At 71.1% G+C, this 21705-nt stretch carries 18 protein-coding genes, 1 pseudogene and 1 riboswitch; of the genes and pseudogenes, 10 read left to right on the top strand and 9 right to left on the bottom strand.

What is annotated here, in order from left to right; genetic code table 11:
* Positions 1 to 23 precede the first annotated feature (23 nt).
* Positions 24 to 476 (bottom strand): GNAT family N-acetyltransferase, encoded by a 453-nt coding sequence (locus AC3E6M_RS09355; RefSeq protein ID WP_138176529.1) that lies wholly within the window; start codon positions 474 to 476, stop codon positions 24 to 26.
* Between the two features lie 217 nt (positions 477 to 693).
* Here AC3E6M_RS09355 and AC3E6M_RS09360 point away from each other — a divergent pair, with 217 nt between their 5' ends.
* Complete coding sequence (locus tag AC3E6M_RS09360) at positions 694 to 2913, top strand: NADP-dependent isocitrate dehydrogenase (protein WP_138176531.1); 2220 nt, start codon at positions 694 to 696, stop codon at positions 2911 to 2913.
* A gap of 1100 nt (positions 2914 to 4013) precedes the next feature.
* Here the strand turns inward: AC3E6M_RS09360 and AC3E6M_RS09365 are convergent.
* From AC3E6M_RS09365 to AC3E6M_RS09375, 3 genes are all read right to left on the bottom strand, one after another.
* Positions 4014 to 5414, bottom strand: a complete 1401-nt coding sequence (locus tag AC3E6M_RS09365) for a L,D-transpeptidase family protein (RefSeq protein ID WP_138177478.1) — start codon at positions 5412 to 5414, stop codon at positions 4014 to 4016.
* A gap of 100 nt (positions 5415 to 5514) precedes the next feature.
* Positions 5515 to 6879, bottom strand: coding sequence for an FAD-binding oxidoreductase (locus tag AC3E6M_RS09370; protein ID WP_490529718.1), 1365 nt, complete (start codon positions 6877 to 6879; stop codon positions 5515 to 5517).
* The gene (locus AC3E6M_RS09375) at positions 6876 to 7262 is read right to left on the bottom strand and encodes a YrdB family protein (protein ID WP_171024371.1); all 387 of its coding nucleotides are present in this window, start codon (positions 7260 to 7262) and stop codon (positions 6876 to 6878) included. Before AC3E6M_RS09375 ends, AC3E6M_RS09370 begins: the two co-directional genes overlap by 4 nt.
* 94 nt (positions 7263 to 7356) lie before the next feature.
* A riboswitch (ZMP/ZTP riboswitch) is annotated at positions 7357 to 7442 on the top strand.
* Positions 7443 to 7500: 58 nt separating this feature from the next.
* Here AC3E6M_RS09375 and glyA point away from each other — a divergent pair.
* The 5 genes from glyA to AC3E6M_RS09400 all read left to right on the top strand — a co-directional run bounded on the left by glyA (position 7501) and on the right by AC3E6M_RS09400 (position 12273).
* Positions 7501 to 8775, top strand: coding sequence for a serine hydroxymethyltransferase (glyA, locus tag AC3E6M_RS09380; protein WP_138177474.1), 1275 nt, complete (start codon positions 7501 to 7503; stop codon positions 8773 to 8775).
* A 184-nt stretch (positions 8776 to 8959) separates the two neighbouring features.
* Positions 8960 to 9844: a bifunctional methylenetetrahydrofolate dehydrogenase/methenyltetrahydrofolate cyclohydrolase gene (locus AC3E6M_RS09385; protein ID WP_138177472.1), complete on the top strand. Its 885-nt coding sequence runs from the start codon at positions 8960 to 8962 to the stop codon at positions 9842 to 9844.
* A 130-nt stretch (positions 9845 to 9974) separates the two neighbouring features.
* The gene (locus AC3E6M_RS09390; RefSeq protein WP_138177470.1) at positions 9975 to 10463 is read left to right on the top strand and encodes a cytochrome C5; all 489 of its coding nucleotides are present in this window, start codon (positions 9975 to 9977) and stop codon (positions 10461 to 10463) included.
* Between the two features lie 249 nt (positions 10464 to 10712).
* On the top strand, positions 10713 to 11966 hold the full coding sequence (locus tag AC3E6M_RS09395; protein ID WP_138177468.1) for a styrene monooxygenase/indole monooxygenase family protein: 1254 nt from the start codon (positions 10713 to 10715) through the stop codon (positions 11964 to 11966).
* Positions 11959 to 12273 (top strand): EthD family reductase, encoded by a 315-nt coding sequence (locus tag AC3E6M_RS09400; RefSeq protein WP_138177466.1) that lies wholly within the window; start codon positions 11959 to 11961, stop codon positions 12271 to 12273. The genes AC3E6M_RS09395 and AC3E6M_RS09400 overlap by 8 nt, the downstream gene beginning before the upstream one ends.
* A gap of 148 nt (positions 12274 to 12421) precedes the next feature.
* Here AC3E6M_RS09400 and AC3E6M_RS09405 read toward each other — a convergent pair whose 3' ends face one another.
* Positions 12422 to 13384, bottom strand: a complete 963-nt coding sequence (locus AC3E6M_RS09405; protein ID WP_138177464.1) for an AraC-like ligand-binding domain-containing protein — start codon at positions 13382 to 13384, stop codon at positions 12422 to 12424.
* 205 nt (positions 13385 to 13589) lie between these two features.
* On the opposite strand from AC3E6M_RS09405, the pseudogene AC3E6M_RS09410 reads away from it, so the two are divergent.
* The 3 genes and pseudogenes from AC3E6M_RS09410 to hpaB all read left to right on the top strand — a co-directional run.
* Positions 13590 to 13847 (top strand): annotated as a pseudogene (locus AC3E6M_RS09410) (flavin reductase family protein); the annotation flags it as partial.
* A gap of 109 nt (positions 13848 to 13956) precedes the next feature.
* Positions 13957 to 14130 carry a flavin reductase family protein gene (locus tag AC3E6M_RS09415; protein WP_490529719.1) on the top strand — a complete coding sequence of 58 codons (174 nt, stop codon included), beginning with the start codon at positions 13957 to 13959 and terminating at the stop codon, positions 14128 to 14130.
* Between the two features lie 55 nt (positions 14131 to 14185).
* Complete coding sequence (gene hpaB / locus AC3E6M_RS09420; RefSeq protein ID WP_138177462.1) at positions 14186 to 15640, top strand: 4-hydroxyphenylacetate 3-monooxygenase, oxygenase component; 1455 nt, start codon at positions 14186 to 14188, stop codon at positions 15638 to 15640.
* 18 nt (positions 15641 to 15658) lie between these two features.
* On the opposite strand, the gene AC3E6M_RS09425 is transcribed toward hpaB, so the two are convergent.
* The gene (locus tag AC3E6M_RS09425; protein WP_138177460.1) at positions 15659 to 16057 is read right to left on the bottom strand and encodes an HtaA domain-containing protein; all 399 of its coding nucleotides are present in this window, start codon (positions 16055 to 16057) and stop codon (positions 15659 to 15661) included.
* Positions 16054 to 16968, bottom strand: a complete 915-nt coding sequence (locus tag AC3E6M_RS09430) for a LysR substrate-binding domain-containing protein (protein ID WP_394529755.1) — start codon at positions 16966 to 16968, stop codon at positions 16054 to 16056. The genes AC3E6M_RS09425 and AC3E6M_RS09430 overlap by 4 nt, the downstream gene beginning before the upstream one ends.
* A 120-nt stretch (positions 16969 to 17088) precedes the next feature.
* Here AC3E6M_RS09430 and AC3E6M_RS09435 point away from each other — a divergent pair, with 120 nt between their 5' ends.
* Positions 17089 to 20064, top strand: a complete 2976-nt coding sequence (locus AC3E6M_RS09435; protein ID WP_490529720.1) for a cytochrome P450 — start codon at positions 17089 to 17091, stop codon at positions 20062 to 20064.
* Positions 20065 to 20089: 25 nt separating this feature from the next.
* Here AC3E6M_RS09435 and AC3E6M_RS09440 read toward each other — a convergent pair whose 3' ends face one another.
* Both AC3E6M_RS09440 and AC3E6M_RS09445 read right to left on the bottom strand, forming a co-directional pair.
* Positions 20090 to 20893 (bottom strand): HpcH/HpaI aldolase family protein, encoded by an 804-nt coding sequence (locus AC3E6M_RS09440; RefSeq protein ID WP_490529721.1) that lies wholly within the window; start codon positions 20891 to 20893, stop codon positions 20090 to 20092.
* A complete protein-coding gene (locus tag AC3E6M_RS09445; protein ID WP_138175294.1) occupies positions 20878 to 21663 on the bottom strand; it encodes a fumarylacetoacetate hydrolase family protein in 786 nt (261 codons plus the stop codon). The genes AC3E6M_RS09440 and AC3E6M_RS09445 overlap by 16 nt, the downstream gene beginning before the upstream one ends.
* Positions 21664 to 21705 lie beyond the last annotated feature (42 nt).

A 21705-nucleotide genomic window follows, 5' to 3' on the forward strand; every position in this document is an offset into this window, starting at 1 on the left:
CGTACCCGCGGCTCACCGCCGCGTCAGATGTGGACGCGGCCGATGGTCTCGCCGTACTCCGTCTCTCCGACGGGCTCGAAGCCCGCGCGGAGGAAGAACGCCTCGGGGCCGCCGACGCCCGGTTCGTAGATGACGTCGACGTGGTCCATGCCGCGGGAGCGTGCCTCGTCCAGCAGGGCCCGGAGGGCGTAGCGACCGACGCCGCGTCCCTGTTCGTCGGCGTCGACGTTGATGCGCCACAGCACCGAGCGGAAGTGCTCCTCGTGCGCCTCGGGGTCGAAGTTCGCGCTGACGAACCCCACGACCTCGTCTCCGTCGAGCACGACACGCTGCCACGACGTCTGCGGATCCATGACCGTCGCGGCGATGCCGTAGCTCACCGGAGCGAGGAACTGCTCCTGTCCGGGCTTCAGCGACAGCGTGTTCACCGCCACGATCGTGGAGGCGGAGAGTTCGACGAGACGAAGGTCGGCCATGCGCCCAGGCTATCCGCCCCGCCGATCCGCGCAACATTTCGGATGCCATCGCCCGGCCGACGATTAGATGAACGCCGTTCGCGGACGGCGTTCATCGGGGCCCGAGCGCCGCCCCGGGCGCCGCGGGGACACCCCCAACTATCTCGACATCAAGAGACTTTGCCGCGGTGCGATAGGCTGAAGAGCAACCCTGGCCGCCTCTACGGAGAGATTCGACGTGCCCGATTCCACCATCATCTACACGTACACCGACGAGGCGCCGGCGCTTGCGACCGCGTCCTTCCTGCCCATCGTGCAGGCTGTCACGACCCAGGCGGGCGTCGACGTCGAGACCCGCGACATCTCGCTCGCCGGACGCATCCTCGCGGCGTTCCCCCAGCGCCTCACCCCCGAGCAGCACGTGGGCGACGCGCTCGCCGAGCTCGGCGGCCTGGCGACGCTCCCCGAGGCCAACATCATCAAGCTGCCGAACATCTCGGCATCCATCCCGCAGCTGAAGGCTGCGATCGCCGAGCTGCAGTCGCAGGGCTACGACATCCCCGACTACCCCGAAGACGCCTCGAGCATCGACGACAAAGACGTGCGGGCCCGCTACGACCGCATCAAGGGCTCCGCGGTCAACCCGGTGCTGCGCGAGGGCAACAGCGACCGGCGTGCCCCGCTCGCGGTGAAGAACTACGCCAAGAAGCACCCGCACCGCAACAAGCCGTTCGCCGAGGGCTCGAAGACCCGCGTCGCGACGATGGACCACGACGACTTCAAGAGCAACGAGAAGTCGTGGGTCGCCGCTCACGACGACGTGCTCACGATCCGCCACACGGCGGCCGACGGCACCGTGACGGTCCTGAAGGACTCGCTGAAGGTCCTCCCGCGCGAGATCATCGACGCCACGTTCCTCTCGGCCGCCGCGCTCGACGCGTTCCTCGCCGAGACGGTCGCTCAGGCCAAGGCCGACGACGTGCTGTACTCGGTGCACCTCAAGGCCACGATGATGAAGGTCAGCGACCCGATCATCTTCGGCCACGTCGTCAAGGCGTACTTCGCCGACGTGTTCGCGCAGTACGGCGAGAAGCTCGCCGCGGCGGGCCTGAACCCCAACAACGGTCTGGGTGGCATCCTGTCGGGTCTGTCGTCGGTCGAGGGCGGCGATGAGATCGCCGCAGCGTTCGAGAAGGCCGTCGACGAGGCCGCGCGCCTGTCGTACGTCAACTCCGACAAGGGCATCACGAACCTGCACGTTCCGTCCGACGTCATCGTGGATGCCTCGATGCCGGCGCTCGTGCGCAACGGCGGCAAGCTCTGGGGCGCCGACGGGGGAGAGGCAGACACCCTCGCGGTCATCCCCGACTCCTCGTACGCGGGGGTGTACCAGGCCGTGATCGACGACGTCATCGCCAACGGTCCGCTGAACCCGGCGACGATCGGCACCGTGCCCAACGTCGGACTCATGGCCCAGGCGGCCGAGGAGTACGGCAGCCACGACAAGACGTTCGAGATCGCTGCCGACGGCCGCGTCGAGATCGTCGACGGTGATGGCAACGTCGTCATCGAGCACGACGTGCAGGCGGGCGACATCTGGCGCGCGACGCAGACCAAGTACGTCGCGATCGTCGATTGGGTGGGTCTGGCCGTGCGCCGCGCCCGCGCCACGAACGTCCCCGCCGTGTTCTGGCTCGATGTCAACCGCGCCCACGACGCGCAGATCATCGCCAAGGTCTACCAGGCGCTCGCGACGATCGACACGCACGGTCTCGAGATCCTGATCCTCCCGCCCGCCGAGGCGACCCGCTACACGCTGGCGCGTCTGCGCCACGGCCTGGACACCATCTCGGTGACCGGCAACGTGTTGCGCGACTACCTCACCGACCTGTTCCCGATCCTCGAGGTCGGCACGAGCGCCAAGATGCTCTCGATCGTTCCGCTGCTCGCCGGCGGCGGTCTGTTCGAGACCGGAGCGGGCGGCTCGGCGCCGAAGCACGTGCAGCAGCTCCTCGAAGAGAACTACCTGCGCTGGGATTCGCTCGGCGAGTTCTTCGCCCTCGCGGCCTCGCTCGAGCACTACGCCGGCTTCACCGGCAACGCCCGCGCGCAGGTGCTCGCCGACACCCTGGATGCCGCGACCGGCACGTTCCTCGAGAACGACAAGTCGCCCGGCCGTGCGCTCGGCACGATCGACAACCGCGGCAGCCACTTCTACCTCGCCCTGTACTGGGCGCAGGAGCTGGCGCGGCAGACGACGGATGCCGAGCTCGCCTCCGTCTTCGCCCCCGTCGCCGAGGCCCTCGCCGCGAACGAAGACACGATCGTCGCAGAGCTGAACGCGGTCCAGGGCCACGCGGCCGAGATCGGCGGGTACTACCGTCCCGACACCGCGCTGGTCGAGAAGGTCATGCGTCCCTCCGCGACGCTGAACGGCATCATCGACGCCCTGCGCTGAGACGGAACCCGAGAGGGGCGGATGCCAGCGGCATCCGCCCCTCTTCCGTTCCCGCCGCGCCCGCATGACTCCGGCAGTATCGGCGGTGGTGGCGGTGGCGGTGGCGGTGGCGGTGGTGGTGGCGATGGCGGTGGCTAGCTGTTGCGGTGGCTGGCTGTTGCGGTGACGCCCGCATAACTCCGGCAACGCTGCGGGCGGCAGGGGCTGGGCGGCCGAAACGAAACGGAATGCAGGAGTTCTGCGTGCCGCTGCCCCGTTCCCTCGCGGAGCTTCCCGCCCGCCGCCCGCCGCCCGCCCCGCCATTCCCACGGCGCTGTGCGGCCGTCGGGCCCCTGCATAACTCCGGCGGAACGCTGTCCCGGCGGCGGCCCGAGGGCCGCGGCGGTTCGCGATGCAGGAGTTGTGCAGGGGCGCTCCGCCTCGCCGGGCTAGTGGCGACGGCTACTCCGACGCCGTGTCGACGTCCGCGGCTGCGGCCCAGTTGCTGCATAGCTCCGGCGGAACGCTGTCCCGACGGCGGTCCGAGGGCCGCGGCGGCGCGCGATGCAGGAGTTGTGCAGGGGCGCTCCGCGTCGCGGGGCCTGTGGCGACGGCTTCTCCGACGCCGTGTCGACGTCCGCGGCTGCGGCCCAGTTGCTGCACAGCTCCGGCGGAACGCTGTCCCGACGGCGGTCCGAGGGCCGCGGCGGTTCGCGATGCAGGAGTTGTGCAGGGGCGCTCCGCCTCGCCGGGCTAGTGGCGACGGCTACTCCGACGCCGTGTCGACGTCCGCGGCTGCGGCCCAGTTGCTGCATAGCTCCGGCGGAACGCTGTCCCGACGGCGGTCCGAGGGCCGCGGCGGCGCGCGATGCAGGAGTTGTGCAGGGGCGCTCCGCGTCGCGGGGCCTGTGGCGACGGCTTCTCCGACGCCGTGTCGACGTCCGCGGCTGCGGCCCGGCTGCGGCACAACTCCGGCACAACTCCGGCACGAGCCGGCGGTCGCACGTGCGGCGCGGGGCAGCGCCCGCACGCTGCAGGAGTTGTGCACCGGGTGCCTGCGCGGCGCGGAACGAAGAAGGGGCCGGATGCCGTGGCATCCGACCCCTGTCCGCGGGTGGGGCTCAGTAGTGGACCGAGACCTCGGTGCCGCGGTAGGCCCAGTCGTAGAGCTCCTTGGCCTGCGGGATCGTCATGTTGATGCAGCCGTGGCTCATCGGCGTCCCGAAGTTGTTGTGCCAGTAGGTGCCGTGGAAGCCCTCGTCGCCGTTGAAGTAGGCGACCCAGGGGACGTCCTTCGTGCAGTAGTCGTAGCCGGGGACGCAGCCCATGTCCTGCATGCTGGTCTTCCAGCCGATGCGGAAGTTGCCGGTGTGCGTGGCGTGGTCGCCGGCGCCCGACGAGATCGTGTAGGTGCGGTACACCTGACCGTTCTGCCACAGCGTCGTGGTCTGCGTGCTGAGGTTGACGTCGATCCGGCGCTCGGTCTTGGTGGTCTCGAAGGGCGTCTCGGCGACGGTGAGGGCGTACTTGCCGTTGCCGTCGGCCAGCTGAGCGGCGAACGCCGCGGCGATGCCGGCGGTGTCGCCGAGCGCGCGGCCGGTCTGCCCCTCGGTGATCGTGTGGATCACTTCGCCGCCCGAGTCCACGATGACGTCGGCGTTGACGGCGCCGCGATCGACCTGGCCCGGCAGGCCGTCCACGGCCTTCTGGATCTCGGCCTCATCGGCGGCGATGGTGAAAGCGCCGTGGCCGTCGGAGGTGACGGTGAGCCACGAAGCGGCGGCCGCGCGGTCGACGGGAACGGTGCGCTCGTCGCCGACGTAGAAGCCGGCCGAATCCAGGATGCCGTTGAGCGTGGCGACGGCGGCGTCGGCTTCTTGCGTGCTGACGGGCGCGTCGACCGGAACGAATCCGGCCTGCACCGTGGTGCGGACGGTGCCGGCGTCGAAGGCGGACTGCAGCGCCGCGGTCACGGCGGAGACGTCGATGCCCTCGCCGGCCTCGGCGGGCGTGGTGACGTACGACTGCGAGCCGGCGTCGAACGCGACGGTGGCGTCGACCGGGGCGCGATACGTGCCGGGGGCGCGTTCGCGCAGGACCGCCGCCGCTTCGGCGGGATCGACGTGGATCTGCACGCCCGTGCCGGCGGGGAACCAGGACGCGGGCTTCCACATCGGGTTCTCGGCGAAGGCCTTCTCGGCGATGGCGGTGGCGTCGACCGTCGCACCGAGCTCGGCGCCGGTGACGGTCACCTCGCCCGCGGGGCTCTCGATCGTGACCTCGGTCGTTGCCAGGTGCGCGGAGATCGCCTGTGCGGCGCCGCCGGCGGTGAGCCCGCCGATCTGCACGCCGGCCACCGAGGCGCCGGGAGCGATGAGGACCAGTGAGGCCGCGATGAGGGCGACCGCGGTCGCGCCCGCGGGGATGCCGATCCACAGGCCCGAGCGGTTCTTCCGCTTGGCGGGCTCGGGCGGAGCCCAGGCGTAGGTGACGCCGTCGGTGCCGTTCGCGCCGTCGGTCATGTGAGAACCCCCCGAAAAGTCAGTCTTTCCATGGTATGTGGGCACTCTGGGCCTCGGCGGTGAGGTTTGTCACGTTCTGGTCACGCTGCCGCGGCTCGGATCACGGCGCGAAGACCTTGCCCGGATTCAGGATGCCGAGCGGGTCGAAGACCCGCGCGATGTCGCGCTGCAACCGCCATTGGTCGTCGCCGAGCTCATCGGCGAGCCACTGGCGCTTGAGCACGCCGATGCCGTGCTCGCCGGTGAGCGTGCCGCCCAGGGCGAGCGCGGCGCGGAACAGCTCTTCGGCGGCATCCCAGACCACGGGGGGAACGTCGGCCCCCTCGAACACGAAGTTCGGGTGCAGGTTCCCGTCACCCGCGTGCGCGACGGTGGGGATCACGAGACCGAACTCCCGCTCGATGCGCCCGATCTCGTCGAACATCGCCGGGAGGGCGCTGCGCGGGACGGACACGTCTTCGATGAGCGTCGTCCCGAGCGTCTCCATGGCGGGGTGCAGGGCCCGCCGCACCGCCAGGAGCTTCTCGCCCTCGGCGTCGTCCGCGGCGACGGCGACACGGCCGCCGGCCGCCTGGAGCACCGCGGCGATCGCTCGCGCTTCGTCGGCGGCGACGGGTCCATCGGTCTGGATGGTCAGCTGCGACGACCCGGCCGGCGCCGCGGGCAGTGACAGCAGTCGGTGGACGGCCGCGAGGCTCGTGGCATCCATCAGCTCCATGATGGCGGGCTGGATGCCGGATGCGGTGACCGTGGCCGAGGCCACCGCGGCCGCGCGCACGTCGTCGAACAGGGCGGTCAGCGTCACCCGCTCCCCGGCGACGAGCCGACGGAGCTTGAGGGTCGCGCCGACGACGACGCCGAGGATCCCTTCGGATCCGATGACGAGCGAGGTGAGGTCGAGGCCCGTCACTCCCTTCACGCTGCGGTGGCCGAGGTGCATCAGGCGGCCGTCCGCGAGGACGAGGTCGACGCCGAGCACCGCGTCGCGCACGACGCCGTACTTCGCGCACAGCAGCCCGCCCGCACCGGTGGCGATGTTGCCGCCCACCGTCGAGATCGCGCGACTGGCCGGGTCCGGCGCCCACCACACCCCGTGCGGTTCGAGTCGGGCGTTGAGATCGGCATTCAGGATGCCGGGCTCGACCACCGCGAGCAGGTCGTCGGGCCCCACCTCGAGCACGCGGTCCATTCCGCGCAGCGACAGCGCGATCTCACCGCCGCCGGCGTTCGCCCCGCCCGCCAGGCCCGTGCCCGCTCCGCGCGGGACGACCGCGGTGCGCGTGGCCGTCGCGATCCGCAGGACGGCCTGGACGTCGGCGACCGACGCCGCGTGGACGACCGCGACCGGCAGCCCGTCGGAGGCGTGACCGGACTTGTCGGCGCGCACGGCGTCGAGCGCCGCGGGGGAGACGTCGACCCGGTCGCCGAGCTCGGCCCGGAGCCGCGCGAGGACGTCGTCGGTCATGCCAGGCGTCGCCGGCCGTTGAGAGCGCCGAAGGTCACGGCGACGATCGCGAAGATCAGCCCGATCCACGCCTGCCCCATGCTCCACCAGGCGATGGTGGCGGCGGCGTAGACGAAGAGCTCGACGATCGCGCGGACGAACGGGTGCACGGGGAGCACGGCCCGGGGCGAGACGAACAGCGCCCACACCACGATCGCCAGGGCCGGAGCGCCGAGGCCCGCGACGATGTTCCAGGGCAGCGGCCACGCGGTGAAGCCCCAGATCGCGAGAGTGACGAAGGCGGCGACGCCGCACAGGACGCTGCCGATCTCGACCGCCGTCGGACGCGGGCGCATGCCGGGGGCCAGGGGCGCCTGCGCGCGGACGTTGGGGGTATCGGTCACCCCGCCATTTTACGCGGGCGGCGGGCCGCGGCATCCGGAATACCTCGCGGACGAGCCACTCGCCCGGGCGCGTCGCGCGCGAACCCGGTAGTGTGATCGTCGTCGCGACTGGCGTTGAGGTGGGACACCACCGGGGAGCGACCGCTTGACGGTATTCGACCGCACGCCTGGGTCGATGCGGTATCTCCGCGGACTCGCCCGAGCCCGCGGCATCCGAAGCCATCGTCAAGGAGATCGCATGACCGATCCGTACTTCAACGCCCCCCTCTCGGAGGTCGACCCCGAGATCGCCCAGGTTCTCGAGCGCGAGCTCGACCGCCAGCGCGGCTATCTCGAGATGATCGCGTCCGAGAACTTCGTGCCCGTCTCGGTGCTGCAGTCGCAGGGTTCCGTCCTGACCAACAAGTACGCCGAGGGCTACCCGGGTCGCCGGTACTACGGCGGCTGCGAAGAGGTCGACGTCGCCGAAGAGCTCGCGATCGAGCGGGCGAAGGCGCTGTTCGGCGCCGGGTTCGCGAACGTGCAGCCGCACTCCGGTGCCACCGCGAACGCCGCGGTGCTGCACGCGATCGCCCGCCCCGGCGACACCCTGCTCGGCCTGTCGCTCGACCAGGGCGGCCACCTGACGCACGGCATGAAGATCAACTTCTCGGGCCGTCTGTACGACATCGTCGCTTACGGTGTCGACCCCGAGACCTCGCTCATCGACATGGACGAGGTGCGCCGTCTCGCCCTCGAGCACAAGCCGAAGGTCATCATCGCCGGCTGGTCGGCGTACCCCCGTCAGCTCGACTTCGCCGCGTTCCGCGCGATCGCCGACGAGGTGGGCGCGTACCTGTGGGTCGACATGGCGCACTTCGCCGGTCTCGTCGCGGCGGGCGTGCACCCGTCGCCGATCCCGCACGCGCACGTCGTCTCGACCACCGTGCACAAGACGATCGGCGGCCCCCGCTCGGGCCTCATCCTCACCAACGACGCCGACCTGGCCAAGAAGATCAACACCGCGGTCTTCCCGGGCCAGCAGGGCGGTCCGCTCATGCACGTGATCGCCGCCAAGGCGACGGCGTTCAAGCTCGCGATGACGCCGGAGTTCACGGAACGTCAGGAGCGCACGCTGCGCGGCGCGTCGATCATCGCCGATCGCCTCACGCAGGACGACGTCAAGAGCGCCGGCATCGCCGTGCGCTCGGGCGGCACGGACGTGCACCTCGTGCTCGTCGACCTGCGGGATGCCGAGATCGACGGCAAGCAGGCCGAAGACCTGCTGCACGAGATCCACATCACGGTCAACCGCAACGCCGTCCCCAACGACCCGCGTCCGCCGATGGTGACCTCGGGCCTGCGCATCGGCACGCCGGCGCTCGCGACCCGCGGCTTCGGTGACGCCGAGTTCACCGAGGTGGCCGACATCATCGCGCTCGCCCTGCAGCCCGGTGCCGACCTCGAGGCGCTCCGAGCCCGCGTGGCCGTGCTCACCGCGGCCTTCCCGCTGTACCCCGGCCTGCACCAGTAAGCCCCGGCCGGGGCGGGCGTCGCACGCATGCGGCGGTCCGCCCCGGCATCCGGTGCTCGAGGACCCGCGATAAACGCTGCCGCGAGTGAGACACGGCGTGGGGCGGCGTGTTTCGCTCGTCGGAGCGTTCATCGGGCCCACGGGCCACCCGGTCACCTACCGATCACACAGAACGAGGGATGCCATGACGGCGACGAGACTCGACGGCAAGGCCGCAGCTGCGGCGATCAAGACCGAGCTGGCCGAGCGGGTCGCGGCACTGCGTGCGCGCGGCGTCGTCCCGGGCATCGCGACGGTGTTGGTGGGGGCCGACCCGGCATCGCAGCTGTACGTCGGCATGAAGCACCGCGAGTCCGAGGCCATCGGCATGAACTCGATCCAGATCGAGCTCCCCGCCGAGTCCACGCAAGAGGAGGTCGAGGCGGTCATCGACGGGCTCAACGCCGACCCCGCGTGCCACGGGTACATCGTCCAGCTGCCGCTGCCGAAGCACATCGACACCGACGCGATCCTCGAGCGCATCGATCCGGCGAAGGATGCCGACGGCCTGCACCCCACCAACCTCGGGCGTCTCGTGCTCAACGTCAACGCGCCGATCACCACGCCCCTGCCGTGCACCCCGCGCGGGGTCATCGAACTCCTCGTGCGCAACGGCTACGACCTGAAGGGCAAAGAGGTCGTCGTCGTCGGTCGCGGCGTGACGATCGGCCGCTCGATCGGGCTGCTGCTCACCCGCCGCGAGATCAACGCGACCGTGACGCTCACCCACACCGGTACCGCGGACCTCGCGAAGCATTTGCGCGAGGCCGACGTGATCGTCGCCGCGGCCGGAGTGAAGCACATCGTGCGCGCCGAGGACGTCAAGCCCGGCGCCGCCGTCCTCGATGTCGGCGTCACCCGCGAGACCGACCCCGAGACCGGCAAGAGCCGCGTGTTCGGCGACGTGCACCCCGACGTCGCCGAGGTCGCCGGCTTCCTCTCGCCCAACCCCGGCGGGGTGGGGCCGATGACGGTCGCCCTCCTCATGACGAACGTCGTCGAGGCCGCGGAGCGCGCGACCGGGATCTGACCCGCCCCGCGCCCGCTCGGCGGCCGCCGAGCCGCGCGGCGAGTGAACCGCGCGCGCACGCGGCCTGAACGCCCGGGGACCCGACACGCCGACGGATGCGCCGCGCCCCGGGACGTGACATCGTCTTCTCATGACTGCATCCGTCCTGAACGACCTCCTCCGCCGCGTCACCGACAGCGGCTTGCTCGACGAGCCGACGATCGATGACGACACCGTCGTGGGTCTCGCGCACCTGGATGCCGCCGGTGTCGAGGTCGAGGTCGACCTCGACCCCGAGATCGAGGACGTCGACGACCCCGACATCGACGCGATCATGACGTCGCTGTCGGACATCCTGGCCATCAGCGAGGACCGGTGGCGCGCGATCGTCGACGAGGTCGTCAGCGATATCGAGGACGCCCTGGGCGACGAGGAGATCGGCTCCGACGTCGACCTGCGCACCGACCTCGAGGCCGTGGGCGTCGGTGTCTTCGCGGACGCGGTCATCGTGGTCTTCGCGGGCGCGACGTCGTTCCCCGACGCCCTCGTGCACGTGCAGCTGACCCCCGAGCTCGAGGTCGAGGACATCGAGATCGTCGGCGACGACGACGAGGACGAAGACGGCGACGACGAGGACTGATCGGACGCCACCGCGCGACACGAACGGCCGGGACGCACGCTCGAGTGCCCCGGCTGTTCGTCGTCGTCGGTAGCTCTCGCGCTCCCGCTCTCCGCCGCGACGTGCGCGGCTGGTCCCTCGACGCCGGTGTCTGGTGCGTGGGTGTGACGGTGGGGCGGGAGGATTCTGCATCCGTGCCCGAGGACCTACCGTCGGTGGCACACGGCGCGCAGAGAAGCGCTCCGTGAGAGAGCATCCACAGGAGGACGCATGACGAACATCGGCGTCGTCGGCGCCGGAACGGCGGGCCTGCATCTGGGCCTTCTGCTGCGGCAGCACGACATCCCCGTCACCATCTACACCGACCGCACCGCCGATCAGGTGGCCGAGGGGCGACTGCCCAACAGCGTCGCCCACCACGCGGTCACGATCGAACGCGAACGCGAATTGGGCGTCGACCACTGGCCGGTGGAGGAGTTCGGCTACTTCTGCCACCACCACTGGGTGGGCGGCGCCGAGCTGTTCTTCCGCGGCAACTTCCAGAGTCCCTCGCGCGCGGTGGACTACCGGATCTACCAGCCGACGCTCATGGGCGACTTCGAGGACCGCGGAGGGCGGATCGAGATCCGCTCCGTCGAGGCCGAGGATCTCGACGCGCTGAGCGAGAAGCACGACGCCCTCGTGGTGGCCTCGGGCAAGAAGTCCCTCGGCGACTTCTTCGGCATCAACGAGGCCAAGACCCCGTATGCCGGGCCCCAGCGCCGCCTGATGGTCGGGCTCTGGCACGGCGTCGCGAACGAGGACACCAAGAGCGTGACGCTCAGCATCGCGCCCGGGCACGGGGAGCTGCTCGACATCCCCCTTTACAGCTTCGCCGGGCACACCCACGCCCTGCTGTTCGAGAACGTCATCGGCGGAGACACCGAGGTGCTCGCCGACGCGCGCTACGACGACGACCCCGAGGCGTTCCGCCGCCTCGTCCTCGAGAAGATGCGGCAGTATCACCCGACGGTCGCCGCGCGGATCGACGAATCCACCTTCACGCTCGCCCGACCGCAGGACCTCCTGCAGGGCGCGGTGCGCCCCGTGCTGCGCAACGACTACCGCGTCCTCGACAACGGCACCGTGGTCATCGCGGCCGGCGACGTGCACTCCGTGCTCGACCCCGTCATCGGGCAGGGCGGGAACTCGGCCTCGTACTCGGGGTACACCGTCGGCCAGGAGATCCTCGAGGATCTCGGGTTCGGTGCCGACCTCGGCCGCCGCGCGGCGGAGCGGCGTCGCGAACGCGTCGAGAAGGTCAGCGACTGGACGAACCTCATGGTCCAGGTGCCCCCGGCACCGCACATGATCGACCTGCTGGGGGCGATGAGCCAGTCACCGACCCTGGCGGATGAGTTCACGCAGAACTTCAACGATCCGATCGCCCAGTGGGACGACGTCCTCGGGTCGCCCGAGACGGCCGCCGCGGCGATCGCTCGCACGGCGACCCGCGACGCGAGCGAGGAGCCCGCCCATGCATAAGCTGCTCGTGCTCTACCCCGAGCCGGTGGACCGGGTCGCTTTCGAAGAGCATTACCGCGCGGTGCATCTGCCGCTGTGCGAGAAGCTCCCCGGTGTGCGGGAAATCTCCTTCACGCTGGCGGTCGATCCGGGGCCCGCTCCCTCGCCGTACTTCGCGGTGTTCGAGGCCGCCTTCGACTCCGCGGAGGACCTCGGTGCCGCTCTCGCCTCCCCCGAGGGGGAGGCGGTCCAGGCCGATGTGCCGAACTACGCCACCAATGGCGCGGTCGTGATGACCTTCGCCGCGGAGCAACTCGTCCGAGTGTGAGTGCGCGCGCCGGGGCGGGGACGACTGTCCCGCCCCGGCGCGTTGCTGTTCGCACGGCACGGCGCGTTGCTGTGCGCACGGCGCGTCGCTGCCCGCCCGGGCGTCGCTCGCGGGCGCCGCGGCCTCTCGGCGCGCGTGTCGCATCGGCTCAGCCGACCAGGGCGACCCGGTACTCGCTCGGCGAGACGCCCACCTGGGCGCGGAACAGCTTGCTGAAGTGCGACGGGTCGGTGAAGCCCCACGCCGCCGCCACCGCCGCCACCCCCTCGCGGGCGTGCCGCGGGTCGCGGAGATCGCGGCGCACGTGGTCGAGCCGGCGGTCGCGCACCCAGTGCGACACCGTCGTCCCCCGTCGCTGGAACAGCGTGTGCAGGTGGCGCGTCGAGATGTACGCGGCCGCGGCGATCCGCTCCGGGCCCAGATCCGGCTCGTGCAGGTGCGCGTTGATGAACGTGTCGATGCGGAACATCAGCTCCGCGTGGGGGTCCGACCACGGGGCGTCGCGCAACTCCTGCCCGACCATCGTGGCGATCAGGTCCATCGTGTTGTGCGTCACCTGCACGCCCGTGGCCTCGTCGAGCGTCGGCAGCGCGCTGGCCAGACCCGCGAGGAAGTGCCCGACTGCGCGAGCGAACCCCTGGTCGCCGGGGATCCGCACCGCGGTGAGGCCCCGCAGGATCGTCGCGTCGATGTTGATCATGCGGTGCGGGAACATCACGACCACGGCCGCGAGGTCGTCGGCGAAGGCGAGGGTGTATGGGCGGCTGGTGTCGTAGAGCACGATGTCGCCGGGAGAGAGCAGCGCCGTCCGATCGTCCTGTGTCAGGACGCCGGTGCCGCTGAGCTGCAGCGTCAGTTTGACGTACGACTCCGCGGACGCGTCGACGAGGTCCTGCGAACGGGTCACCGAGTGCCCGCTCGCGCGGACGGTGGAGAACAGGATGCCGTCGCTGACCCGCCCCTCCATATGGGCACTGAACGGCGTCCCCCGGGGGGAATCCACCGTCAGGGGAACGAACGAGCGCGAGGCGATCGCCTGCCACTGCTCCTTGCCCAGGGCGTGCTCGCGGATCAAGCCGGGCGCGACCGGGGACGGCGTCGGGGATTGCATCGCCACTCACCTCACATCGATGTGATCGAGCGAGCCTCCATCGGCTCGGACATCCACAGCGTACGTCGCCCCGGGCATCGCGCGCCCGGCGGCGGCGATGATCGCGGCGCTGAGGGCCAAGCCCCGCACGCGGATTCACCAGACGATGACGCCGCGTGCGGCGCACGATGGACCCAGCCGGTCAGAGAGGACCCCGCCCATGATGATGAGTTCCCTCGGGACGTTTCCGCCCGAGTCGACACTGTTCCGCCCGACCGCGCACTTCTTCCGCGGCGGGCTCGGTCGGTTCGCGACGGGTGTGGCCGTGGTCACCTTCGACACGGTGGATGCCGCGGGAGACCCGCTTCGGCACGGCATCACCGTCAACTCCTTCACGTCGGTGTCGATGGACCCGCCGCTCGTGCTCGTCTCGATCCAGCGCACGGTGCGCACGCACGAGATGCTGCACGACACCCTCTTCACGATCAACATCCTCGGCGCCGAGCAGCAGGGTCTGGCGCTGACCTTCGCGGGTCGACCGCAGGTCGAGCCGGTGTGGGAGGACGGGCACCGGGCTCCGCGGCTCGCGGGGCGTGCTGAGCTGGTTCGAGTGCGAGCCGTGGGCGGAGTACGACGGCGGCGACCACACGCTCTTCGTCGGGAAGGTCGCCGATTTCGGCTACCGCGCCGGCGATGCCCTGGGCTTCGTCAACGGCCAGTTCACGACCGTGCACGAGGCTCCCCGGGGCCACGAGCTGCTGTTCTGATCCGGCTGCGCTGCTTCTCCCCGCTTCCCGGCTTCGCCGTTCGAAAGGTCACCCCATGCCCGCACGCCCCGGTTCCGACTACCTCGCCCGCCTGAACGCCCGGCACCTCGAGGTCCACGTCGACGGCGAGGTGGTCACGTCGCGCGTCGCCGAGCACCCGGCGTTCGCGCCGGTCGCGCGCGCCTACGCCCGTCTCGCGGATCTGTCGCACGACCCGGCTCACCGGGAGGAGGTCACCTTCGTGGGAGACGGCGGCGAGGTCGAGCCGGTCGCCCACCTGGTGCCGCGCTCCGCCGACGACCTGGCCCGCCGGCGCCGGGGGATGCAGGTGTGGGCGGGGGAGAGCGCGGGATTCCTCGGGCGCACGGGCGACTACCTGTCGTCGGCGCTCGCCGCCTTCGCGGGGTCGTCCGCGTTCTTCGCGCGGGCCGGGGACGCCTACGCCGCGCGCGTCGCGGCGTATGCCGAACGCGTGCGGAGCGAGGATCTCGTGCTCTCGCACACGCTCCTCCCGCCGCAGGTCAACCGCGCGGTGCCCGCCGTCCGCCAGGGCGATGGAGCCCTCGCGGCGCGCGTGGTCGAGGAGCGCGCCGACGGGATCGTCGTGCGCGGCGCGCGGATGCTCGCGACCTCGGCACCGGTCGCCGACGAACTGCTCGTGCTCCCCTCGACCGTGCTGCGCAACGCGCCCGAGGACGCCGCCTACAGCTTCGCCTTCGCGATCCCCACCGACGCCCCCGGCCTGCGGTTGCACTGCCGCACGCCCCTGCACCGCGGCGGTCCCGCCTTCGATGAGCCGCTCGCGGCCCGGTTCGACGAGATGGATGCCGTCGCCGTCTTCGACGACGTCTTCGTCCCGGCCGAGCGCGTGTTCGTGCTGGGGCGCCCCGATCTGTGCAACGCGCTGTACACCGAGACCGGCGCCGGCGCTCTCATGACGCACCAGGTCGTCACGCGCACGCTGGTCAAGACCGAGTTCTTCCTGGGCCTCGCCTCGTCGATGGCGGAGGCGATCGGCATCCAGGGGTTCCCCCACATCCAGCAGCAGCTGGCGGAGCTCATCACCTACGTCGAGATCGAGCGGGCCATGCTCCGGGCGGCCGAGGTCGACGGCGAGGCGAACGAGTTCGGCGTCTTCCTTCCCCGCTGGGCGACGTTGAATGCGGCGCGCAACTGGTACCCCACCCACGTCTCGCCACGGCTGACGGAGATCATCCGCACCCTGGGGGCGTCGGGACTCATGGCGACCCCGAGCGCCGCGGACTTCCCGCTCGACGCCCACGGCGACCTCGAGCAGTACCTGCAATCGGCCACGCTCGGCGCGCGCGAGCGCACGGCGCTGTTCCGTCTCGCGGCCGACGCCGCCGTGTCCGGGTTCGCGGGTCGGCAGTCGCTGTACGAGTACTTCTTCTTCGGCGACCCGGTGCGCATGGCCTCCGCGCTCGTCGGGTCGTACGACTTCACCGACGCGCGGGCGCGGGTGCGTGGCATCCTGGATCGCTCGGAGTGATCCGGTCCCCGTTCGTGCTCATGCGCGGATCGTGAAGTCCTCGAGCGGCGTGCCCGCCTCGTAGGGCCCGAAGAACAGGTCGGCGCCGTCGGCGGTGAGCGCGACCCCCGTGCCGGTCGAGCCGTCGAACGCGGCGACCGTGGCGAAGGGCAGTCGCGCCGCGCCGTCGTCGGGGTCGGCGATCTCCAGCATCCAGGTGTCTCCTCGGGTCACGAGTGCCGGGTCGGCCAGGATGACGCGCATCATGCCGCCGTGCCCGGTCAGGGTCACGCTGCCGGAGAAGACGCGCCCGTCGCCCGGGAAGACGAAGCCGGCGTCCCCCTCGTGTACGCCCCCGGCCGTTGCCACCGTGCCGTCGCTCATGCCGCGCACGTATCCCAGGAGCGAGCGCTTCACGGCCCACACCAGCGCGCTCACGCCGACGTCCAACTGATCGAGCGGGCGAACGAGATGAGGGCCCGCACACGATCGGGGGGATCGATCGTGGCCGACCAGATCACGTCGATGCCGACGGGGTCCACGGGCGGCGAGATCTCTTTCATGGCGACAGGGTAGCCCTCGTAGCTCGCCGGGTTCGCGGGCCGCTGCACGAGGATGCCGTAGCCCAGCCCTCTCCCGACGAGTGTGCGCACCGCCTCGTAGCTGGCGGTGCGGTGACGGATGCGCGGAGTGAGCCCGCGCGCTTCGAACAACGACAGCGTGTGGGCCGAGGACGGAGGAGCGTCGAGCAGGATGAGGTCGCGCGGGGCGACGTCTTCGAGGCGCACGGTCTCGGCTTGCGCGAGCGGGTCGTCGGCGGCCAGCAGCACGTGCGCGGGCAGCGCGAAGAGGCGCTCGCGGCGGGGGTGACCGGGAACGAGGGTGTCGTAGACGAACGCGACGTCGACCTCGCCCGATTCGATCCGCCCCTCGAGCTGGTCGTGCGTCGCCTCGCGGATGTGCAGGTCGACCCGGGGGTGGGCCTCGCCGAAGTCGTGCAGCAGCGGGGGCAGGACGGTGGGGGCGAGGGTGGGGTAGCAGCCGATCGTGATGGGTCCGACGAGCTCTCCGGGCTCCCCGCGCAGACCGATCATGAGCTCCCGGGATGCCGCGAGCAGCGGCCGCGCGCGGTCGACCACGTGGACGCCCGCGCTGGTGAGCGACACCCCGTGCGCGCGTCGGCGCACCGTGAGCGGTGCACCGACGATCCGATCGAGGTCGGCGAGGGCATCGGAGAGGGTGGAGGGCGAGACGCGGAGCTCCGCGGCTGCGGCGGCGATCGTGCCGGCGTCGGCGACGGCGGTGAGGTAGCCGAGCTGGCGCAGTGTGAAGTCGGGGACGGCGAGCATCGTGAGCCCTTACATCGGAAATATCGAGGAAGTAGACCGGAAAAAGCCGCTTTTGCCGGTGTATGGCTCGAAGGATACTCGAACTGTTCGCCGCCGAACACCGACACGAGGAAGTGCACCGTGAGCCGACCCGCCCCCATCGCCGACTGGGTGACGATCCCCGACCTCTACCGCGACCCCTTCCCGATCTACGACCGTCTGCGGGCCGAGGGCGGCGTGCACTGGGTGCCGAGCGTCGGGCGCTACCTCATCACGAGCTACGACGCCGTGCACACGACCGAGTTCGACCAGGAGACGTTCTCGGCGAACGAGGAGGGGTCGCTGCAGATCCGTGCGATGGGGCACTCGATGCTGCGCCGGGACGATCCCGAGCACTACCCGGAGCGCAAGGCCTGGCAGCCGGTGCTGCGCCCGGGCGTGGTCAAGCGCACCTGGACGAGCGTGTTCGAGCGCAACGCCGACCGCTACCTCGACGAGATGATCGCCAAGGGCCCGGGCGCCGACATCGTCTGGGACTTCGCCGCCCCGTACGCCGCAGAGAACCTGCGCGAGATCCTGGGTTTCCACAACGTGCACCAGGAGGACCTGCAGCGCTGGTCGCAGACGCTCATCGACGCCACCGGCAACTACGCCGACGATCCCGAGGTGTGGGCGAAGGGCAAGCGGTCGTTCGACGAGGTCGACGCGGCCCTCGACGAGATGCTCGCGTGGCACGCGAAGAACCCCGACCACTCGCTCATCTCGACGCTGCTGCGCATCCCCGACTACGAGATGCCGATCGAGAAGATCCGCGCGAACGTCAAGATGACGATCGGCGGCGGACTCAACGAGCCCCGCGATGCCCTCGGCGTCGCCGCATGGGCGCTGCTCGAGCACCCGGATCAGCGTCGGGCGGTCGAGGCCGACCCCTCGCTGTGGCCGGCGGTCTTCGACGAGGCCATCCGCTGGATCGCACCCATCGGCCTGTACTCGCGTCAGGTCACGACCGACACCGTTCTGGCCGGGGTGCAGCTCCCCGCCGGGGCGAAGCTCGGTATCTGCATCCTCTCGGCCAACCGCGACGAGAACATCTGGCCGGATACCGCGAAGTTCGACATCCGTCGCGAGGTCACGCCTCACCTCGCCTTCAGCAAGGGCGTGCACGTGTGCCTGGGCGCCTGGGTCGCCAAGGCCGAGGTGGCCACGGTCGGTCTGCCGCGGCTGTTCGAGCGCTTGCGAGGCCTCGACCTGCATCCGGAGCGTCCCGCCGTGATCGGCGGATGGGTCTTCCGCGGGATGCTCGAGCTCCCGGTCACGTGGGACGCGGCGACGGCCGCCGTCCACGCCCCCGAGACCCTCCGCCCCGCGGCGACCGCTCCCCGTGTCGCGATCGTCGGGTCGGGCCCGGCCGGCTGCTTCACCGCGCAAGCCGTGCGCCGCTCCTTCCCCGGGGCCGAGATCGACGTGTTCGACCGCCTGCCCGTGCCGTACGGTCTCGTGCGCTACGGCGTGGCCGCCGACCACCAGGGCACGAAGTCGGTGGCGCGGCAGTTCGACCGCCTCTTCACCGACGAGGGCGTGCGGTTCCACGGCGGTGTCACCGTCGGCGAGCACGTTTCGCTCGATGAGCTGCGCGCAGCGTTCGATGCCGTGGTGCTCGCCTCGGGGCTGTCGACGGACGCGCACCTGGCGGTGCCCGGCGGCGATCTCCCGGGAATCGTGGGTGCCGGAGCGCTGACCCGGCTGCTCAACGGCCACCCCGATCACCACCGGGATCACGTGTCACTCGGCCGCCGGGTGGTCGTCGTCGGCCACGGCAACGTCGCCCTCGATGTCGTGCGGCTGATCTCGCGGACGAGCGCGGACCTCGAGGGCAGTGACGTCGACGACGCCGTGCACGAGGGTCTGGCCGGGGATGTCCGCGTCGTGCACGTCGTCGGACGTTCCGCACCGCAGAACGCGAAATTCGATCCCGTCATGGTGCGCGAGCTCGCCGGCCTCGCGGGCGTCGGGCACACGGTGCACGGCACCGACCTCGCCGCCGTCCCCGAGGGCAAGGATGCGCGCGTCGACGCCGTCCGCGCGCTGGAGGCCGCAGTCGACGGGAACGCGCGGGTGCAGGTGCACTGGTGGTTCGGGCTCGCTCCGGAGGCGATCGAGGGGACGACGGCGGCGGAGACGGTGGTCTTCCGCGGCGTCTCCGGAGAGGTGCGTCTCGATGCCGATGCCGTGGTGACCGCCGTGGGGTTCTCCGCCGATGCCTCGACGCTCGTCGAGCCCGGCGCGCACCCCGACGGGCGGGTCGAGCCTGGGCTGTATGTGGCGGGATGGTTGCGGCGGGGGCCGCGCGGCACGATCCCCGACCAGCGCTCCGACTCCCGCGCCCTCGCCCGCGCGCTCGCCGACGATCTCGCCTCGGGCGCGATCACCGCAGCAGCGGAGGGCGTCGACGCCCTCGACCTGCCCGCCCGCGTCGACTTCGACGGGTGGCGACGCATCGACGTGCGCGAGACGCTCAGCGCCGCCCCCGGCCGCGTCCGCGCGAAGCTGCGCACGCTCGATGACCTGCGTGCGGCCGCGGCCGACCTGTCGATCATGCTCCCGACCGTCGACGCGGCCCGCACCGACGCGGGTGGGGGAGAGGGGTGCGGACCCGTCACGATCCTCTTCGGCACCGAGTCGGGCAACGCCGAGCTGGTGGCCGAAGACCTTGCACGCCACCTCGGCGACCGCGCCGACACGAGGGTCATCGACCTCGGCGACCTGGAGCCCGTCGACCTCGACCCCGAGCGCCTGCACCTGATCGTCTGCTCGACGTACGGTGACGGCGAACTCCCCACCAACGTCCGGGGGCTGCGCGAGCGGCTGCTGTCGGAGCGGCCGGAGCTCGCCGGCATCCGGTATGCGGTGTTCGGTCTCGGCGATCGCAGCTACAGCAAGACGTATTCGCGCGGCAGTGAGATGATCGACGAGGCGCTCGCCGCATGCGGGGCGACGCGGGTCGGCGAGTACGGACGCCACGACGCCGGCGGGCCGCTGGATGCCGCCGAGGTCGCGCGCGAGTGGGCTGACGGCGTGCTCGCCGAACTCGCGGCCCGAGAACTCGTGGCCCGCTGATCCGGGATCGGGCGGCCGGCGGGGATCAGTAGCTGGCGCGCTCGGCGTCGTCGCCCCCGGTGGACCAGCGGGCCGCGAGGGCCTCCGATCCGCGGGCGAGGAGCGCGACGTCGGCTCCGACGAGGACGAAGGACGCCCCGGCATCCAGGTACGCCTGTGCCGTGGCGGGGTCGAAGGCGTTCACGCCCACCGGCTTCCCGGCCGCGCGGACGGCCTCGAAGGCGCGGAGCGCGGCGGCCACGACGTCGGGGTGCGTCTGCTGGCCGAGCAGACCCAGGGATGCCGCCAGGTCGCTCGGGCCGACGAAGACACCGTCGATGCCGTCCACCGCGGCGATCTCACCCGCGGCGTCCACGCCATCGGGCGTTTCGACCTGGACGAAGAGCGAGACGTGGTCATCGGCCCGGGCGAGGTAGTCGTCGACGCGGTTCCACCTGGCCGATCGGGCGAGCGCGGACCCCACGCCCCGGACGCCTCGCGGCGGGTAGCGCACCGCGGAGACGAGGTCGCGGGCCTGAGCGGCCGATGACACCATCGGCACGAGGATGTTCTGGGCGCCGAGGTCGAGCACCTGCTTCAGGGTCACCGCGTCGCCGATGGGCACGCGCACCACCGGCGTCGCCGGGTAGGCGGCGATCGCCTGCAGCTGCGTGAGAACGGAGGTGAGTCCGTTGGGTGAGTGCTCCATGTCGACGAGGACCCAGTCGGTCCCGGAACCGGCGACGATCTCGGCCACCAGCGGGCTGCCCGAGCACACCCAGATCCCCGCCAGCGGACGGGGTGACGCGGCCAGGCGCTCGCGGAAGGTCGGGCTCAGACGAAGCGGCATGCGATCGTTCCCATCGGTCCGTAGTCGCACAGCACGCTATCGCCCCGCGACACCCACATCGGCCGGGTGAAGGAACCGGCCAGGATGATCTCGCCCGCTTCGAGACGAGCACCGTGCTGCGCGAACTTGTTCGCGAGCCAGGCCACTCCCGTGGCGGGGTGGCCGAGCACGCCGGCCGCCACGCCGGTCTCCTCGATCTCCCCGTTGCGCGAGAGCACGCCCGGCACCCAGCGGAGGTCGATCTCGTCGGGGCGCTTGTGCACGTCGCCGAGGACCATCGCCCCGTAGGCGGCGTTGTCGCTGATCGTGTCGACGATCGTGCGGCCCTCCAGCTCGATGTGCGAGTTCAATACCTCGAGCGCCGGGACGGCGTAGTCGATCGCCGCGAGGGCGTCGTCGAGCGTGCAGTCGGGGCCCTCGAGCGGCGTCTTGAGCACGAAGGCCAGTTCCACTTCGATGCGGACGTTGGAGAAGTGGTCCACGGGGATCTCGTCGCCCGAGCGGTACACCGTGTCGTCGAACATGACGCCGTAGTCCGGCTCGGTGATCCCCGTCGCCTGCTGCATCGCTTTCGAGGTGAGTCCGATCTTGCGTCCGACGAGCGTCCGACCGGCGGCGAGCTGCGTATCGCGCCACATGCCCTGGATGGCATACGAGTCCTCGACCGTGGCATCCGGGTACCGCGCGGTGATGCGCGGAATCACGGAGTGCGCGCGGTCGGCCTCGGCGAGCTCCCTCGCGATCGCGCCGATCTGTGCGTCGCTGAGCATCACGTCCCTTTCTGTTTCTGTCAGCGCGTGAGGGGTCAAGAA

Source organism: Microbacterium sp. SCPM-O-B-15248 (M128) (genome assembly GCF_058214835.1).